At 70.9% G+C, this 17316-nt stretch carries 19 protein-coding genes; 15 read left to right on the top strand and 4 right to left on the bottom strand.

Annotated features, from left to right (window positions below; genetic code table 11):
* Nucleotides 1-76 precede the first annotated feature (76 nt).
* From ACIG0D_RS21930 to ACIG0D_RS21885, 10 genes are all read left to right on the top strand, one after another.
* Complete coding sequence (locus ACIG0D_RS21930; protein ID WP_399803278.1) at nucleotides 77-748, top strand: AAA family ATPase; 672 nt, start codon at nucleotides 77-79, stop codon at nucleotides 746-748.
* Nucleotides 749-838: 90 nt separating this feature from the next.
* Nucleotides 839-1633, top strand: coding sequence for an enhanced serine sensitivity protein SseB (locus ACIG0D_RS21925; protein WP_399803275.1), 795 nt, complete (start codon nucleotides 839-841; stop codon nucleotides 1631-1633).
* Between the two features lie 98 nt (nucleotides 1634-1731).
* Complete coding sequence (locus ACIG0D_RS21920; RefSeq protein ID WP_399803272.1) at nucleotides 1732-2550, top strand: enhanced serine sensitivity protein SseB C-terminal domain-containing protein; 819 nt, start codon at nucleotides 1732-1734, stop codon at nucleotides 2548-2550.
* 338 nt (nucleotides 2551-2888) lie between these two features.
* A complete protein-coding gene (locus tag ACIG0D_RS21915; RefSeq protein WP_399803270.1) occupies nucleotides 2889-3896 on the top strand; it encodes an ABC transporter permease in 1008 nt (335 codons plus the stop codon).
* A 70-nt stretch (nucleotides 3897-3966) separates the two neighbouring features.
* Nucleotides 3967-5763, top strand: a complete 1797-nt coding sequence (locus ACIG0D_RS21910; protein WP_399803267.1) for an ABC transporter substrate-binding protein — start codon at nucleotides 3967-3969, stop codon at nucleotides 5761-5763.
* Between the two features lie 107 nt (nucleotides 5764-5870).
* On the top strand, nucleotides 5871-6869 hold the full coding sequence (locus ACIG0D_RS21905) for an ABC transporter permease (RefSeq protein ID WP_399803264.1): 999 nt from the start codon (nucleotides 5871-5873) through the stop codon (nucleotides 6867-6869).
* On the top strand, nucleotides 6866-7966 hold the full coding sequence (locus ACIG0D_RS21900; RefSeq protein ID WP_399803261.1) for an ABC transporter ATP-binding protein: 1101 nt from the start codon (nucleotides 6866-6868) through the stop codon (nucleotides 7964-7966). The genes ACIG0D_RS21905 and ACIG0D_RS21900 overlap by 4 nt, the downstream gene beginning before the upstream one ends.
* Nucleotides 7967-7980: 14 nt before the next feature.
* Complete coding sequence (locus ACIG0D_RS21895) at nucleotides 7981-9219, top strand: ABC transporter ATP-binding protein (RefSeq protein WP_399803374.1); 1239 nt, start codon at nucleotides 7981-7983, stop codon at nucleotides 9217-9219.
* 64 nt (nucleotides 9220-9283) lie between these two features.
* Nucleotides 9284-9961 carry a trimeric intracellular cation channel family protein gene (locus tag ACIG0D_RS21890; RefSeq protein ID WP_365760960.1) on the top strand — a complete coding sequence of 226 codons (678 nt, stop codon included), beginning with the start codon at nucleotides 9284-9286 and terminating at the stop codon, nucleotides 9959-9961.
* 25 nt (nucleotides 9962-9986) lie between these two features.
* Nucleotides 9987-10838 carry a thioesterase family protein gene (locus tag ACIG0D_RS21885; protein ID WP_399803258.1) on the top strand — a complete coding sequence of 284 codons (852 nt, stop codon included), beginning with the start codon at nucleotides 9987-9989 and terminating at the stop codon, nucleotides 10836-10838.
* A 52-nt stretch (nucleotides 10839-10890) separates the two neighbouring features.
* Here the strand turns inward: ACIG0D_RS21885 and ACIG0D_RS21880 are convergent, their stop codons facing one another.
* Complete coding sequence (locus ACIG0D_RS21880; protein ID WP_399803255.1) at nucleotides 10891-11517, bottom strand: TetR family transcriptional regulator; 627 nt, start codon at nucleotides 11515-11517, stop codon at nucleotides 10891-10893.
* A 113-nt stretch (nucleotides 11518-11630) separates the two neighbouring features.
* Between ACIG0D_RS21880 and ACIG0D_RS21875 the strand changes: the two genes are divergently transcribed.
* From ACIG0D_RS21875 to ACIG0D_RS21865, 3 genes are all read left to right on the top strand, one after another.
* Complete coding sequence (locus ACIG0D_RS21875; protein ID WP_365760966.1) at nucleotides 11631-11798, top strand: hypothetical protein; 168 nt, start codon at nucleotides 11631-11633, stop codon at nucleotides 11796-11798.
* Nucleotides 11799-11880: 82 nt separating this feature from the next.
* Entirely contained in the window at nucleotides 11881-12147 is a 267-nt protein-coding gene (locus tag ACIG0D_RS21870) for a DUF4190 domain-containing protein (RefSeq protein WP_399803252.1), read from the top strand.
* Between the two features lie 61 nt (nucleotides 12148-12208).
* Entirely contained in the window at nucleotides 12209-13372 is a 1164-nt protein-coding gene (locus ACIG0D_RS21865; protein ID WP_399803249.1) for a cysteine desulfurase family protein, read from the top strand.
* Nucleotides 13373-13638: 266 nt separating this feature from the next.
* Here ACIG0D_RS21865 and ACIG0D_RS21860 read toward each other — a convergent pair whose 3' ends face one another.
* Nucleotides 13639-14316: an N-acetylmuramoyl-L-alanine amidase gene (locus ACIG0D_RS21860; RefSeq protein WP_399803246.1), complete on the bottom strand. Its 678-nt coding sequence runs from the start codon at nucleotides 14314-14316 to the stop codon at nucleotides 13639-13641.
* Between the two features lie 60 nt (nucleotides 14317-14376).
* Here ACIG0D_RS21860 and mnmA point away from each other — a divergent pair, with 60 nt between their 5' ends.
* Nucleotides 14377-15513, top strand: a complete 1137-nt coding sequence (gene mnmA, locus ACIG0D_RS21855) for a tRNA 2-thiouridine(34) synthase MnmA (RefSeq protein ID WP_399803243.1) — start codon at nucleotides 14377-14379, stop codon at nucleotides 15511-15513.
* Between the two features lie 64 nt (nucleotides 15514-15577).
* On the opposite strand, the gene ACIG0D_RS21850 is transcribed toward mnmA, so the two are convergent.
* Together ACIG0D_RS21850 and ACIG0D_RS21845 are read right to left on the bottom strand one after the other, a co-directional pair.
* The gene (locus ACIG0D_RS21850; RefSeq protein WP_399803371.1) at nucleotides 15578-16363 is read right to left on the bottom strand and encodes an alpha/beta fold hydrolase; all 786 of its coding nucleotides are present in this window, start codon (nucleotides 16361-16363) and stop codon (nucleotides 15578-15580) included.
* A 38-nt stretch (nucleotides 16364-16401) separates the two neighbouring features.
* Nucleotides 16402-16725: a DUF427 domain-containing protein gene (locus ACIG0D_RS21845; protein ID WP_365760976.1), complete on the bottom strand. Its 324-nt coding sequence runs from the start codon at nucleotides 16723-16725 to the stop codon at nucleotides 16402-16404.
* Between the two features lie 51 nt (nucleotides 16726-16776).
* Here ACIG0D_RS21845 and ACIG0D_RS21840 point away from each other — a divergent pair, with 51 nt between their 5' ends.
* Complete coding sequence (locus ACIG0D_RS21840; RefSeq protein WP_399803239.1) at nucleotides 16777-17316, top strand: TIGR00730 family Rossman fold protein; 540 nt, start codon at nucleotides 16777-16779, stop codon at nucleotides 17314-17316.

The following is a 17316-nucleotide window of genomic DNA, read 5'->3' as shown; positions in this document are numbered from 1 at the left end:
CGACATCGCGGATTACCTTCTCTTTACACTCGACGGGCATGGGAACACGTGAACCGCCCCAGGGAGGACGATCACGGTGAACAGGACCACGGCGTACGCGACCACCACCGGCATCGCGGTGCCCACCCAGCCGGGCGTCCCGGTGAAGCAGGCCTGCCCCCCGCTGCCCTCCCCCGTCGTCCGCGACCTGCGCGAGCGCGGCGGACGCAGCCCGCACGCGCTGCTCTTCGGACCCCAGGACCTGGCGGTGGTCACGGGGCTGCCCGGCAGCGGCAAGTCGACCCTGATGCGCCGCACGGTGCGCGACGCCCGGCGCGTCGACTCCCAGGACACCCGCGACCGCTGGGACCGCCGGATGCCGTCCTGGCTGCCGTACGCGGTCTACCGCCCCCTGGTCCGCCTCGCGCACTACGCCGGCCTGCGCCGCGCCCTGCGCACCGGCGAGGGCGTCGTCGTCCACGACTGCGGCACCCAGGCGTGGGTGCGGCGCTGGCTGACCCGCGAGGCCCGCCGCCGTGGCGGCACCCTCCACCTCCTGCTCCTCGACGTCACCCCCGAACAGGCCCTCGCCGGCCAGCGCGCCCGCGGCCGCGGCGTCTCGCGCTACGCCTTCCTCCGCCACCGCGCCGCCGCGACCCGCCTCCTCCGCGCCATCGAGCAGGGCAACCTCCCCCGCGGCTGCACCTCCGCCATCCTCCTGGACCGCGACGCCGCGAACACCCTCCACCGCATCGGCTTCACGGGCTGACCCGGGACGGGGCCGCGCCCACGCCCCCGGTCGCCCGTTAGCCTGGGCGGGCACAGGGAGTGCAGTGGTTGTGAAGCAGGCGGTAGACAGATGGACTTCCCGGCGGGTTTTTCCGCGGACTTCCCGGCGCAGGCGCACCCGCAGCCGCACGGTGGCTGGCCCGGCAACGAGTTGGAGGAGGTGCTGTCCGCGTCCCTCGGGGCGGGCCCCTCGGCCGGCGGGCGGATCGTCGAGGTGCTCGGCCGCAGCTTCGTGTGGGTGCCGCTGCCCAACGGCGGCGGGCCGGACAGCGGCTCGCTCGATCTGCCGGCCATGGAGATCGACGGTCAGGCCTACGTCCCGGTGTTCAGCTCGGAGGAGCAGCTCCGCCAGGTCGCCGGCGCCCACATGGCGTACACCATCGCCCCGGCCGTGGAGTTCGCGCGCGGACTGCCGCCGCAGGCCGGTATCGCCCTGAACCCCGGCGGCGTGGTCGGCGTCCCGCTGCCGCCGCCCGCCGTCGCCGAGCTGTGCCGGGCCGGCCGCACCCCCCTCGACGGGCCCGCGAGCGGCGGCCGGGTCCGTCTCTTCGAGCCGGACTGGCAGGACGACCCGGTCGACTTCCTCTCCGCCGCCTCCGAGGAGTTCGAGGGAATCGGCGTGGTGCTGACGGCCCGCCGCTGCCTCGCGGCCGTCGAGACCGCCGACCCCGTGATGTTCGTGGGCGTCGAGCTCGCGCAGTGGGAGGGCGACGCCCGCGTCCAGCCCCTGGACGCCCTCGGCCGCGCCCTCGCCAAGGTCCCCGTGAAGTGGCCCGTCAACCTCGTCCTCCTGGACGTGGCGGAGGACCCGGTCGGCCGCTGGATGCGCGAGAAGGTGCGTCCCTTCTACACGCGCGCCCACTGAACCCGTGCCCGCGCGACGCACCGGTCCCGGAGCCGGTGAGCACCCTTAAGCTAGGGTCACGGCTCGAACGAGGGCGCTGTACGAAGGGGCGGTAAACAGTGAGCGTGAGCGGCACCGCCGCGGCCGGCCAGGTCGAGCACATGCTGCGCCAGGTCACCCCCGGCCGCTACGACGCCTACGAGGCCCTGCTGCGCGCCCTCGCCACCCCCTCCTCCGGCCAGGTCTGGATGCTGCTGTGGCACGGTCAGGCCGGCAGCCCCGACGCCCAGTACGGCACCATGGAGGTCGACGGCTACGGCTACGCGCCCTGCGTCACCTCCGCCCAGGAGCTGTCCGCCAGCGGCTGGAACCGGAGCTACGAAGTCGTCGACGGCGTCGACGTGGCCCGCACCCTCTACCCCGAGCGCTACGGCCTCTGGCTGAACCCGCACGCCCCCGGCGGCGGCGTCGGCATCCCGTGGCTCGATCTGCGCCGTATCGCCACCGGCCTGGACCGCCAGCCCGCCGGCCCGCTGCGGCTCGCCGAGCCGACCATCGAGATCCCCGCGTTCTACGCCCTGCTGACCCAGAACGCCCACCGCACCCCCGCCGTCCGCTCACTGCGCCGCGCCTGGGTGCAGCCCGCGCTCGGCGCACCGTACCTCGCCATCGGGCTGGACGTGTACGACACCTCCCCGGCCGCCGTCGACTCGGTGCGCGCGATGATGCAGCAGTCCATCGGCGCCGTACCGGACGGCCTGCCGGTGTCGACGGTCGCGATGTCCGACACCTACGACCCGGTCGCGATGTGGCTGCGCGCCCACGCCCGCCCGTTCTACGACCGCGAGGCCCACGCCGCCCCGGCGCAGCCGCCCGCGCAGGCACCGGCGGCCGGTTACGGCTACCCGCCGGTGCCGCCCGTCCAGGGCCGCTACTGACGCGCCCGCGGGCCCCGTCCGCATCCCGGTCAGGTCCGGACCTCAACCACCTCTGCGCGCGTAGACGTGGGGCAGAAACAACCGTTCTGTCCTGATTGCCCCAACTCGCCCCTGTCCGGCCCGCGTTACACACCGTTCGGATAACGGAACCCGGCAGACAGCATCACGGTTACGCATCCATTCACCGTCAAGTCTGGCAACAGATCGCCAAAGCGTTGAAGACTCCCGCTCCAGGGGTGTTCGCCCGGGTGTTCGCCCCCTGTGTACGACGGACTGATCACGCCGCTACAGCGGCAAGTGCGGGCCGGCTACCGCCGGTTGAGAGGGGTCCCTGCCAGATGACGGCACCATTGCACGAGCCGACCGCGGAAGCGGCTCCGAGTGCGGCCGAGGAAGCGGCGCTGGCCGGCGGCGAGGCGAAGGCCGTACAGGGACGTTCCCTGGGACGGATCGCCTGGGAACGGCTGAAGCGCGACAAACTGGCCCTCGCGGGCGGCATCGTGGTGCTGTTCCTGATCCTGGTCGCGGTGCTCGCGCCGGTGATCACCGGACTCGCGGGACAGGACCCCGAGGCCCACCACGAGGACCTCATCGACCCGCTGTTCGGCACGCCCATCGGCTCGTTCGGCGGCATCAGCGGCGAGCACTGGCTCGGCGTGGAGCCGGTCAACGGCCGCGACATCTTCGCCCGGATCGTCTACGGCGCCCAGATCTCGCTGCTCGTCGGCTTCCTGTCGGCGATCGTCGCCGTCGTCATCGGCACCGTTCTCGGCATCCTCGCCGGCTTCTTCGGCGGCTGGGTCGACACCGTCATCAGCCGGGTCATGGACGGCCTGCTGGCCTTCCCCCAGCTGCTGTTCATCATCGCGCTGGTCTCGGTGATGCCGAGCGAGATGCTGGGACTGACCGGCACCGGCGTGCGCCTGTTCGTGATGATCCTGGTCATCGGCTTCTTCGGCTGGCCCTACATCGGACGCGTGGTGCGCGGCCAGACGCTGTCGCTGCGCGAGCGCGAGTACGTCGAGGCGGCCCGCTCGCTGGGCGCCGGGCGGTTCTACATCCTCTTCAAGGAGCTGCTGCCCAACCTGGTCGCGCCGATCATCGTGTACACGACGATGATGATTCCCACCAACATCCTCACCGAGGCGGCACTCAGCTTCCTGGGCGTCGGCGTCAAGCCGCCGACGCCGTCCTGGGGGCAGATGCTCTCGAACGCGATCGACTACTACGACTCGGACCCCATGTACATGGTGATCCCGGGCGTGGCGATCTTCATCACCGTTCTGGCCTTCAACCTCTTCGGCGACGGCGTCCGCGACGCGCTCGACCCGAAGGGCTCGCGCTGAACTGCCGTACCGCAAGCGACCCGTGGCGCAAGGCACGGGGTCTCTCATCAATTCCGGAGGATCCGAGATCGTGACTACCCAACGCACCTCAGGGCGGCGCAAGCAGGCCATGGCCGCTGCCGCGGTGGTCGCCGCGCTGCTGACCACGGCGGCGTGCGGCGGCGGTGGCAAGGACAGCAACAACGGGTCGAAGAACGGCGCGGCCGGCTTCAACGCGGCGAACAACAAGGTCGCCCAGGCCGACCTCGCGAAGAAGGGCGGCACCCTGAAGTTCGCCGCCCCGCAGGACGCCGACTCGTGGGACACCACCCGCGGCTACTACGGCTTCATGTGGAACTTCGCGCGCTACTACAGCCGCCAGCTCGTCACGAACAAGACGGAGCCGGGCAAGGCCGGCACCGAGCTGACCCCGGACCTCGCCACCGGTCTCGCCAAGATCAGCGACGACGGCAAGACCTACACGTACACCCTGCGTGACGGCATCACCTGGGAGGACGGCAAGCCGATCACCTCCAAGGACATCAAGTACGGCATCGAGCGCGTCTGGGCGCAGGACGTGCTGTCCGGCGGCCCGACGTACCTCAAGGAGGTGCTCGACCCCAAGGGCGAGTACCCGGGTCCGTACAAGGACAAGTCCAAGGACAAGCTCGGCCTGAAGGCCATCGAGACGCCGGACGACAAGACCATCGTCTTCAAGCTGCCCGAGGCGAACTCGGACTTCGAGGAGATGCTGGCCCTCATCTCGGCCTCCCCGGTCCGCCAGGACAAGGACACCAAGTCCAAGTACGCGCTGCGGCCGTTCTCCTCCGGCCCGTACAAGTTCGAGTCCTACAGCCCGGGCAAGGACCTCACGCTGGTCCGCAACACCGAGTGGAAGCAGTCCTCGGACCCGATCCGCAAGGCGTACCCGGACAAGATCACGGTCAAGTTCTTCTCGAACGCCAACGACCTGGACGCCCGTCTGATCGCCGGTGACTACGACCTGGACCTGGCCCAGACCAGCCTCTCCCCGCAGGGCCGCGCCACCGCCCTGAAGGAGCACAAGGACAACCTGGACAACCCGGTCTCCGGCTACATCCGTTACGCGGCCCTCGCGCAGAACGTGAAGCCGTTCGACAACATCCACTGCCGCAAGGCGGTGCTCTACGGCGCCGACCACGTCTCCCTGCAGACCGCGCGCGGCGGCCCCGTCGCCGGCGGCGACATCGGCACCAACATGCTGCCTCCGGGCATCCCGGGCGGCGAGGGCCAGAAGTACGACCCGTACGGCATGGCCGGTGAGAACAAGAAGGGCAACGCCGCCAAGGCCAAGGAAGAGCTGAAGGCCTGCGGCAAGCCGAACGGCTTCAAGACCAAGATCGCGGTCCGCAACAACAAGCCCGCCGAGGTCGCCACCGCCGAGTCGCTCCAGGCCTCGCTGAAGAAGGTCGGCATCGACGTCGAGATCGACCAGTACGACGGTGCCCAGAACTCCAGCGTCGTCGGCAGCCCCTCGAACGTGAAGAAGAAGGGCTACGGCATCATCATCATGGGCTGGGGCGCGGACTTCCCGTCCGTCCAGGGCTTCGGCCTGCCGCTCTGGCACAGCAAGTACATCCTCGAGAGCGCCAACAACAACTACGCGCTGATCGAGGACAAGGAGATCGACGGCCTCTTCGCCGACTACACGAAGACGCTGGACGAGGCCGAGAAGGTCGAGATCGCCACGCAGATCAACCACAAGGTGATGGACGGCGCGTACTACCTGCCCTTCGTCTTCGAGCGGTTCCTGAACTGGCGCTCGGACCGGCTGGCGAACGTCTACACCACCGACGCGTACAGCGGTCAGTACGACTTCGTCAACCTCGGTCTGAAGAACACGAAGTAACCGGCACACCCGCCGTACGGCACGAAAGGCAGGTGAAGGCCGGCGCGGCGTGACCGCGGGCCCCGGAAGACCTCCGGCGGCCCGCGGTCCGCGGCGGGCCGTTAGCTGTGCTCGCTTACCTCATCAGGCGGTTGTTCGCCGCCGCAGTGATGCTCGTGGTCATCGTCGTGGTGGTCTTCAGCATCTTCTTCCTCATCCCCAAGTGGGCGGGCGTCGACGTCGCCCTGAACTTCGTGGGCAAGCAGGCCGACCCCGCCGCCGTCGAGGGCGTGCGGGAGAAGCTGGGCCTCGGCGACCCGATCTACTCGCAGGTCTGGGAGTTCTTCAAGGGCATCTTCGTCGGCCGGACCTACGCCGGCGGCGGTGACGTCACGCAGTGCGCCGCGCCGTGCTTCGGCTACTCCTTCCGCAGCGAACAGGCCATCTGGCCCGTGCTGACCGACCGCTTCCCGGTGACCCTGGGGCTGGCGCTCGGCGCGGCCGTCCTGTGGCTGATCTTCGGCCTGGCCGCGGGTGTGCTCTCCGCCCTCAAGCGGGGCAGCTTCTGGGACCGTGGCGCGATGATCGTCGCCCTGGCGGGTGTCTCCCTTCCCATCTACTTCACCGGTCTGCTCAGCCTCGCGATCTTCTCCTACGGACTGGGCTGGATCAACGGCGAGTTCGTCCCCCTGGAGGAGAGCTTCACCGGCTGGCTCGGCGGCATGATCCTGCCGTGGGTCACCCTGGCCTTCCTCTACGCGGCGATGTACGCCCGCATCACCCGCGCCACCATGCTGGAGATCCTCGGCGAGGACTACATCCGCACGGCGCGCGCCAAGGGTCTGCGGGAGCAGGTCGTCATCCGCAAGCACGCCATGCGCTCGACGATGACGCCCATCCTCACCATGCTCGGCATGGACCTGGGCGCCCTCATCGGCGGTGCGATCCTGACCGAGACCACGTTCTCCCTGCCCGGCCTCGGCCAGGCCGTGCTGAACGCGATCAAGAACCAGGACCTGCCCGTCATCCTGGGCGTCACCCTGATCACTTCTCTCGCGGTGCTCATCGCCAACCTCGTGGTGGACGTCCTGTACGCCGTGATCGACCCCCGAGTGAGGCTCACATGACCGAACTCAGCAAGACGGGCGCGGCCGTGGGCGAGCCCACCCCCGCCGCCGGTCCCGCCCCGACCGCCTTCCTCGAAGTGCGCGACCTGAAGGTGCACTTCCCCACCGACGACGGCCTGGTCAAGTCCGTCGACGGGCTCAGCTTCCAGCTGGAGAAGGGCAAGACCCTCGGCATCGTGGGCGAGTCCGGCTCCGGCAAGTCGGTGACCTCGCTCGGCATCATGGGCCTGCACACCGCCGGCAACTACGGCAAGCGCAAGCCGCAGATCTCCGGCGAGATCTGGCTGAACGGCACCGAGCTGCTGTCGGCCGACCCGGACCACGTGCGGCGGATGCGCGGCCGCGAGATGGCGATGATCTTCCAGGACCCGCTGTCCGCGCTGCACCCGTACTACACGATCGGCCAGCAGATCGTGGAGGCGTACCGAATACACCACGACGTCGACAAGAAGACCGCCAAGCGCCGCGCGGTCGAGATGCTCGACCGGGTCGGCATCCCGCAGCCCGACAAGCGTGTCGACAGCTACCCGCACGAGTTCTCCGGCGGTATGCGCCAGCGCGCGATGATCGCGATGTCGCTGGTCAACAACCCCGAACTGCTCATCGCGGACGAGCCGACCACCGCCCTGGACGTCACCGTCCAGGCGCAGATCCTGGACCTGATCCGGGATCTGCAGAAGGAGTTCGGCTCGGCGGTCATCATCATCACCCACGACCTGGGCGTCGTCGCCGAGCTGGCCGACGACCTGCTGGTGATGTACGGCGGCCGGTGCGTCGAGCGCGGCCCCGCCGAGAAGGTGTTCTACGAGCCCCGCCACCCCTACACCTGGGGTCTGCTCGGCTCGATGCCGCGCCTCGACCGCGACCAGCAGGAGCGGCTGATCCCGGTCAAGGGCTCCCCGCCCTCCCTCATCAACGTCCCGTCCGGCTGTGCCTTCAACCCGCGCTGCCCGTACGCGGACCTGCCGAAGGACAACGTCACCCGCACGGTCCGCCCGGAGCTGACCGAGGTCGGCAGCCGGCACTGGGCCGCCTGCCACATGACGCAGGAGCAGCGGGAGCGTATCTGGACCGAAGAGATTGCGCCGAAGCTGTGAGCGACGAGAAAGCAGTGACGATCCCCGCGCAGAGCGCGTCCCGCGGGGAGGCCGACGGTGACGTGCTGCTCAAGGTCACCGGCCTGCAGAAGCACTTCCCGATCAAGAAGGGGCTGCTGAAGCGGCAGGTCGGCGCGGTGCACGCGGTCGACGGCATCGACTTCGAGGTGCGCCGGGGCGAGACCCTGGGCGTCGTCGGCGAGTCCGGCTGCGGCAAGTCGACGATGGGCCGGCTCATCACCCGGCTGCTGGAGCCGACCGGCGGCACGGTCGAGTTCGAGGGCAAGGACATCACGCACCTCGGGGTGACGGGCATGCGTCCGCTGCGCCGCGATGTGCAGATGATCTTCCAGGACCCGTACTCGTCGCTGAACCCGCGCCACACCATCGGCACGATCGTCGGCGCCCCCTTCCGGCTCCAGGGCGTCGAGCCCGAGGGCGGGATCAAGAAGGAAGTGCAGCGGCTGCTGTCGGTGGTCGGGCTCAACCCCGAGCACTACAACCGCTACCCGCACGAGTTCTCCGGCGGCCAGCGCCAGCGCATCGGCATCGCCCGCGCGCTCGCGCTGAACCCGAAGCTGGTCGTCGCCGACGAGCCGGTGTCCGCGCTGGACGTGTCGATCCAGGCGCAGGTGGTGAACCTGCTGGACGACCTCCAGCAGGAGCTGGGCCTGACGTACGTGATCATCGCGCACGACCTCTCGGTGGTCCGGCACGTCTCGGACCGCATCGCGGTGATGTACCTCGGCAAGATCGTGGAGCTGGCCGACCGCGACCTGCTCTACAAGTCGCCGATGCACCCGTACACCAAGGCGCTGATGTCGGCGGTGCCGATCCCGGACCCGGCCCGCAAGAACGTCAAGAGCGAGCGCATCCTGCTCAAGGGCGACGTGCCCTCGCCGATCTCCCCGCCGAGCGGCTGCCGGTTCCACACCCGCTGCTGGAAGGCGACGGAGATCTGCAAGACGACGGAGCCGCCGCTGCTCGAGCTGCGCCCCGGTCAGCGGGTCGCCTGCCACCACCCGGAGAACTTCGAGGACCAGGCCCCGCAGGACACCGTCCTGCTGAGCGCCGCCAAGGAGGCCGGGGAACTGGTGCCGGACGCGGTGCTGGAGGAGTCGGCGGAGACCTCGGCGGCGGTCAAGAAGGCCGTCGAGAAGACCGCCGAGAAGGGCGAGAAGACCGGCGAGAAGCCCGCGGAGAAGACTGCCGAGCAGGCGTCCGACGGCGGGACCTCCACCGAAGAGAAATAAACGATCAAGGGGGGTGCACCTGCGTTTGCCAGGTGCACCCCCCTTGACGCGTCAGAATGTTCGGGTGCTCCAGCAACTGTTCACCCCGTCCGTCCAGCACACCCTGGATCTGATCGGCATCTTCGTCTTCGCGATCTCCGGTGCCCTGCTGGCCGTCCGCAAGAACTTCGACGTCTTCGGCATCGCCGTCCTCGCCGAGGTCACCGCGCTGGGCGGCGGGCTCTTCCGTGACCTGATCATCGGCGCCGTACCGCCGGCCGCCTTCACGGATCTGGGGTACTTCCTCACCCCACTGCTCGCGGCGCTGCTCGTCTTCTTCCTCCACCCGCAGGTGGAGCGCATCCAGACCGGCGTGAACGTCTTCGACGCCGCCGGCCTCGGCCTGTTCTGCGTCTCCGGGACGATCAAGGCGTACGAGTACGGCCTGGGCCTGACCGCCTCGGCGGCCCTCGGCCTCGCCACCGCGGTCGGCGGCGGTGTGCTGCGCGACGTCCTCGCCAACGAGGTGCCCTCGCTGCTGCGCTGGGACCGCGATCTGTACGCGGTGCCCGCGATGGTGGGCGCCACGATGGTCGTGCTGTGCATCCGCTTCGACGCGCTGACCACGGTGACCTCGGCGACGGCCGTCGTCACCGCGTTCGTGCTGCGGCTGCTGGCGATGCGGTTCCACTGGCGGGCGCCGCGGGCGTGGAACCGGCGGTCGACGGTGCGGGAAGAGGACCCCGCAAAAGCTACCGCTTAGTAGTTTGTTGTTGTACCGTACCGCCATGGCTCAGGCATCCCAGGCGACGATCGGCGACAGCGAGTTCGACCGCGACACGGCCGTCACGCGCCGCGCGGAGGGCGTCTACGACATCGACCTCTCCGCCGGCTGGACCATCATCAACGCCGTCAACGGCGGCTATCTGCTGGCCGTCCTGGGCCGCGCGCTGGCGGACGCCCTGCCGCACCCGGACCCGTTCACCGTCTCCGCGCACTACCTGACCGCCTCCCAGCCGGGCCCCGCGGTCGTCCGCACGGACGTGGTCCGCACCGGCCGCACCCTGTCGACCGGCCAGGCCTCCCTCTTCCAGTACGACGAGCAGGGCAACGAGGTCGAGCGGATCCGCGTCCTCGCCTCCTACGGCGACCTGGACGCCCTCCCCGACGACGTCCGCACGACGGCGAAGCCGCCCGCGATCCCGCCGATCGACCAGTGCTTCGGCCCCGACGACGCGCCCGCCCCCGTGCCCGGCAGCTCCGCCATCACCGACCGGCTGATGCTCAAGCTCGACCCCGCCACCCTCGGCTGGGCGCTCGGCGCGCCCTCCGGCAAGGGCGAGATGCGGGCCTGGTTCGGCCTGAAGGACGGCCGCGACGCCGACCCCTTCTCCCTGCTGCTCGCGGTGGACGCGCTGCCGCCCACCGCCTTCGAACTGGGCCTCTCCGGCTGGGTGCCCACGGTCGAGCTGACCGTCCACGTCCGCTGCCGCCCGGCCCCCGGCCCGCTGCGCGTCTCCATCACCACCCGCAACCTCGCGGGTGGCTTCCTGGAGGAGGACGCGGAGGTCTGGGACAGCGACGACCGCCTGGTCGCCCAGTCCCGCCAGCTGGCGAGGGCCCGGCTCCAAGGGGCCTAGAGGCTTTCTCGCCGATCGTGCCGGACTGAACCGCGGCTGCCCCTACGGCGGTTCAGTCCCGCCAGTGCGCCCGGCCGAGGCCGATCAGGCGGAGCCGGCGGGTGGCGAGCCGGGTGACGCGCCGGCGCTCCTCCTCGGGGGCGTCCAGGGTCTCCAGGAAGAGCGAGGCGGTGCCGAGCATCTGGTCGACGTAGAGACCGGCGAGCATCAGCAGGTCGTCGTCGCTCCAGCCCTCGGACTCCCGGTCCTTGGCCAGCTCGGTCCTCACCTCCTCGGTGAACCGGGCCAGTTGCTCCCGGATGGCCTCGCGCACCGGCTGGACTCCGCCATGTCGCTCGCGGGCGATAAACCGGACGTGTGCGGGGTACGCGTCCACATGACGGGCGATCAGTTCGACGGTACGCGCGATGCGTTCGTCGTGGTCGTCCACCGCGGACACCGTCGTCCGGATCATGGGGTGCAGGCTGCCCAGCGCCTCCTCGACCAGGGCCACGCCGAGATCCGCCGTGGAGCGGAAGTGCCGGTAGAAGGCGGTCGGGGCGACACCGACGGCGCGGGTGACCTCACGCAGACCCAGGCTGCTCAGGCTCTGCTCCTCCAGCAGTCGCAACGCCGCGTCCAGGAGCGCCTGCCGGGTCTTCTGCTTCTGGGCCTGCCGGATACCGAGGGTGTGACTCATGCCATGCAGTTAACAACTGTTCTCCGTAAGGGGGAAGAGGTGCGACGCGTTAGACTGGGTAGTCAGTGAACATCTGTTATCGCAATGGTTCACCGAGAGAGGGGGGAACCCTCATGCTCTTCCTGGTCGCCGCCCTGCTCCTGCTGGGCGTGGTCCTGGGCACCGTCGCCCACGCGCCACTCACCTTCTCCGTCGCGATGGGCGCGGTCATCGCCGTCTGGCTCGGCGTCTTCGCCGCGCGCGAGCGGCACGCCCGCAGGCGCCGCACACCGTCGCACTGAGCGCCGCTCGGTCCTGCCGAGTCCCGCTCAGTCCCCCGAGTCCTGCCGACCCGATCAACCGACCGTCGGGAGCTGACCGACCATGCATCTGACCGCACCGGCCACCCGTCGCACCGGCATCCGCGACACCGACGGCATGGCCGTCGCGTCCTTCGTCCTCGGACTGCTCGGACTGCTCGTCTTCAACGTCTTCCTGGGGCCCGTCGCCATCACCCTGGCGAGCATCGCCCTGTGGCGGGGGACGCGGCGCCGCGGCCGTGCCCTCCTCGGCCTCGGCCTGGGAGTCGCCGACCTGCTGGTGCTCGTCGCGTTCATGCAGGCCGACAACACGGTCTCCTGGAGCTTCTGAGCCCGGTGGCCGACCGGGCGCCGCGGGCCGTGAGGGAGCGCGCCGTAGAATCGGCCTCACCATGGCATACCTCGACCACGCCGCGACCACCCCGATGCTCCCGGAGGCGGCAGAGGCACTGACCGCCCAACTGGGCGTCACGGGCAACGCCTCCTCCCTGCACGCATCCGGCCGGCGGGCCCGCCGCACCGTCGAGGAAGCCCGCGAAACCCTCGCCGAGGCCCTGGGCGCCCGCCCCAGCGAGGTCGTCTTCACCTCCGGCGGCACCGAGGCGGACAACCTCGCCGTCAAGGGCCTGTACTGGTCCCGGCGCGCCGCCGACGACCGCCGCCGCCGCGTCCTCGCCAGCCCCGTCGAACACCACGCGGTCCTCGACGCGGTCCACTGGCTCGGCGAGCACGAGGGCGCCGTGGTCGAGTACCTGCCCGTCGACGCCTACGGCCGGGTCCACCCCGACGCCCTGCGTGAGGCCATCGCCCGCGACCCCGACGACGTGGCCCTCGCCACCGTCATGTGGGCGAACAACGAGATCGGCACCGTCATGCCGGTTCGCGAACTCGCCGACGCCGCCGCCGAGTTCGGCGTCCCGCTGCACGCCGACGCGGTCCAGGCGGTCGGCCAGCTACCGGTCGACTTCGGCGCCTCGGGGCTTGCCGCGATGACCGTCTCCGGCCACAAGATCGGCGGCCCGTACGGCATCGGAGCGCTGCTGCTGGGCCGTGAGTACAGCCCCGTGCCCGTGCTGCACGGCGGCGGCCAGGAGCGGCATGTGCGCTCCGGCACCCTGGACGTGCCCGCCATCGCCTCGTTCGCGGTCGCCGGCCGGCACGCCGCCGAGCACCGCGAGCGCTTCGCCCGGGAGATCGGTGCCCTGCGCGACGACCTGGTCACGGCGGTCCGTACGGCCGTCCCGGACTCGATCCTCGGCGGCGACCCCGTGGACCGGCTCCCGGCCAACGCCCACTTCACCTTCCCCGGCTGCGAGGGCGACTCCCTGCTGCTGCTCCTGGACGCGCAGGGCATCGAGTGCTCCACCGGCTCCGCCTGCACCGCGGGCGTCGCCCAGCCCAGCCACGTCCTGCTCGCCACCGGCACCGACCCGGACCTGGCCCGCGGCACCCTGCGCTTCTCCCTCGGCCACACCTCCACGACGGCCGACGTCGAGGCGGTCGCCAAGGCGATCGGTCCGGCGGTGGAGCGGGCGCGCGCGGCGGGGCTGACGTAGGCGCGAGCGCTTCAGGGCGCGAAAAAGGACCTACGAGACGGGTTCCCTTCGCCGGTATTGCCCGGATCAGGTGGCTGGGGGTCGCCTTCCGGTCTCTCGACCTTCCGGCCTCTCAGCCCGACCGTCGACGTCGGCAATGGCGGAGGCGTCAGCGTCTCGCCAAAGTCGGCGGCTCCGGTCGAACTCCCTCACTCGTCCCGTAGGCCTACTCATAGGATAAGACGCTCGCCGCAGGATGTAACCGGTCAAAAGCCACTTTTTTTCGGCTAGGCCGGTTCCGGTGACGCCGCCGCCGACCTCGCCCGCCGCACGAGTCCCAGATACCGCTCCCAGTCCCAGTGCGGCCCCGGGTCCGTGTGGTCCGTGCCCGGTACCTCCACGTGCCCGATGATGTGCTCCCGGTCCACGGGGATGCCGTACCGCCGGCAGATGCCCGCCGTCAGCCGCGCCGACGCGGCGTACATCGCGTCCGTGAGGTCCTGCGGGCGGTCGACGAAGCCCGCGTGCTCGATGCCGATGCTGCGCTCGTTGTACTCCCGGTTGCCCGCGTGGTACGCCACGTCCAGCTCGCGGATCATCTGGGCGATGCGGCCGTCCTGGCCCACGATGTAGTGGGACGCGGCGCCGTGCCCCGGGTCCTGGAAGACCTTCACCGCGCTGTCGAAGCTGCCCTGGGTGACATGGACCACCACCATGTCTATCGCGTAGTCGTCGGGGCGGTCCGCCCAGCGGAAGTTGGCCGAGGAGGCCGCCACCCACCGCGCGCCCCGGTAGTCGACCGCGCCCTCCTCGCGGGGCTTGCGCACCCCCGGCACCTGCCACCACAGCCGTGACAGCTCGTCGCGCGCCAGCACCCCGCCGGTGCCGAGCACGGCCGCCGCGCCGCCCACGATCAGCGAGCGCCGCCCTATCCGCCGGCGTGAACCGTCCCTCGTCCGCTCCATGTGAGCCAGAACGGATACTCGCGGGCCTCGGTTCCCGCGCCCCCGTACCCTGGAGGGGTTATGACTGACACCCCGCAGCGCTCCCGCCCGCTCCGCGTCCTCGCCGCCATGTCCGGCGGTGTCGACTCCGCCGTCGCCGCCGCCCGCGCGGCCGAGGCAGGCCACGACGTGACCGGCGTCCACCTGGCGCTCTCCGCGAACCCGCAGTCGTTCCGCACGGGCGCGCGGGGCTGTTGCACCATCGAGGACTCCCGCGACGCCCGCCGCGCGGCCGACGTCATCGGCATCCCGTTCTACGTCTGGGACCTCGCCGACCGCTTCCGCGAGGACGTCGTCGAGGACTTCGTCGCCGAGTACGAGGCGGGCCGCACCCCCAACCCGTGCCTGCGCTGCAACGAGAAGATCAAGTTCGCCGCGCTGCTCGACAAGGCGCTCGCCCTCGGCTTCGACGCGGTCTGCACCGGCCACTACGCCAAGGTGATCGTCCGCGAGGACGGCACCCGCGAGCTGCACCGCGCCTCCGACATGGCCAAGGACCAGTCGTACGTCCTCGGCGTCCTCGACGACAAGCAGCTCGCGCACGCGATGTTCCCGCTCGGCGACACGGTCACCACCAAGGAGGAGATCCGCGCGGAGGCCGAGCGGCGCGGCCTGGCGGTCGCCAAGAAGCCCGACTCCCACGACATCTGCTTCATCGCCGACGGCGACACCCAGGGCTTCCTGGCGAGGAGGCTGGGCAAGGCGGAGGGCGACATCGTCGACGAGGCCGGCAACAAGCTCGGCACCCACGAGGGCGCCTACGGCTTCACCATCGGCCAGCGCAAGGGCCTGCGGATCGGCACGCCCGCCCCCGACGGCAAGCCGCGCTACGTCCTCGACATCTCCCCGGTGAACAACACCGTCACGGTCGGCCCCGCGGAGTCCCTGGACGTCTCCGCCCTCACCGCGATCAAGCCCCGCTGGTGCGGCACCGCCCCCGCCGGCCCCGGCACCTACACCGCCCAGCTGCGCGCCCACGGCGGCGAGACGCCGGTCACCGCGGAACTCGTCGACGGCGAACTGCGCGTCGAGTTCACCGAGCCGGTCCGCGGCGTCGCCCCCGGCCAGGCGATCGTCCTGTACGACGGGACCCGCGTGGTGGGCTCGGCGACGATCGCGTCGACGGTCCGGGCGACGACGGCGGCCGGAGCGGCCTGAGCCCGCACGCGCGGCCCGCCCGGTGTCCTCGGGATGCCGGGCGCCCACCACGCGGCGCCCCCGGTCATCCGGCCGTGAAGAACTCCGCCAGCACCGGCCCCAGCACCTGCGGGTCCACCATGTGGGTCTGGCCCTCCAGCACGCGATACGTGCCCTGGGGCGCCGCCTCCGCGACCGCGCGGGCCGCCTCGCGTGCCCAGGCGGGGCTCTCCGCGCCGGCCACCGCGAGGACGGGGACGGAGAGGGCGGCGAGGCGTTCCCGGGGGACCAGGCCGTCGCCCATCACGGCGTCGTCGTAGGCGAGGCTGGGGGCGATCGCCTCCAGCTCGGCCCACATGGGGGACTGGCGCGCGCCCGCGATCATCTCCGGCTCCATGCCGGTGAGGCGCAGGAACAGCTCCACGGCGTCCCCGCGCCGCCCCTCCGCCAGCGCGCGGGTCAGCTGCTCGGTGTACCGGGCGCGGTCCTTCACACCGCCGTCCGCGAAGTCGGCGTACGGCGGCTCGTACAGCGCGACCCGGGGCACGGGCAGCCCGCTCGCCGCTGCCTCCAGGGCCAGCGCGCCGCCCGACGACATGCCGTACAGCGAGGCCTCGCCGCCCACCGCCTCGATCAGCGCGGCCAGGTCCTCGACCTCGCGGGCCACCGTGTACGGCACCGTGTCGCCGCTCGCGCCGCGCCCCCGGCGGTCGTACACCACGACGTCGAAGCGGTCCGCGAGGACGGCGGCCAGCGGCGCCACCGTGGCGCCCGTCGACATGGCCCCGCTGATCAGGACGACCGCGGGGCCCTCACCGGTGCGCTGGTACGCGATCGGCGTGCCGTCGCGCGAGATGGTCTCCTTGTCCATGCCCATGGAGACTGCCACGGCACGACGGACTCATCGGGTCACAACACTTCGACGTCGTAGAAACAGAGATGACCCTTGATCGCGGCGACGTCCGGCTTGGGGTCCGGGTAGGACCAGACGAGGTCCGGCGCGTCCGGCAGCGACCAGTAGGACGCGGTGCCCTTGAAGGGGCAGTGGGTGTGGGTGTCGGACGGGGTCAGCAGATCGAGCCGGACGTCCTCGGCGGGGAGGTAGTACCGCACCGGACAGCCGGTCTCGCGCAGCACCAGGGGCCGGTCGCTCTCGGCCAGCACCTGCCCGCCGTGCACCACGCGGACCCGCCGCGTGCCCTGCTCGATGGTGATCGTGTGTCCATGGGCCATACCGGGACAGCGCGCGCGGGGCGGCGGATGTTCCCGCGTACGGTGGACGCCATGAACATCTGCGTCTTCCTCTCCGCCGCCGACCTCGACGACCGCTACACGTGCCCCGCGCGGGAGTTCGCGAAGCTCCTGGGCAAGGGTGGGCACACGCTGGTCTGGGGCGGCTCCGACGTCGGCCTGATGAAGGTCGTCGCGGACGGCGTGCAGGAGGCGGGCGGCCGGCTCGTCGGGGTCTCCGTCGACTTCCTGGCCGCGAAGGCGCGCCAGGGCGCCGACGAGATGGTGATCGCGCGGGACCTCGCCGAACGCAAGCGGCTGCTGCTGGAGAAGTCGGACGCGGTGGTGATCATGGTGGGCGGCACCGGAACCCTGGACGAGGCCACCGAGATCCTGGAGCTGAAGAAGCACGGCAAGACCGAGAAGCCGGTCGTGCTGCTGAACACCGCGGGCTTCTACGACGGCCTCAAGGAGCAGTTCCGGCGCATGGAGGACGAGGGCTTCCTGCCCCGCCCGCTGACCGACCTGGTGTTCTTCGCCGAGGAGCCGGTGGGGGCGCTGGCGTACCTGGAGGAGAGCCAGGGCGTGGCCTGA

The organism is Streptomyces sp. NPDC052773 (assembly GCF_044547145.1).
GTDB lineage: Bacteria > Actinomycetota > Actinomycetes > Streptomycetales > Streptomycetaceae > Streptomyces.
The sequence above is the reverse complement of the archived record's forward strand: the minus strand, read 5'-3'. Positions and strand labels throughout refer to the sequence as shown.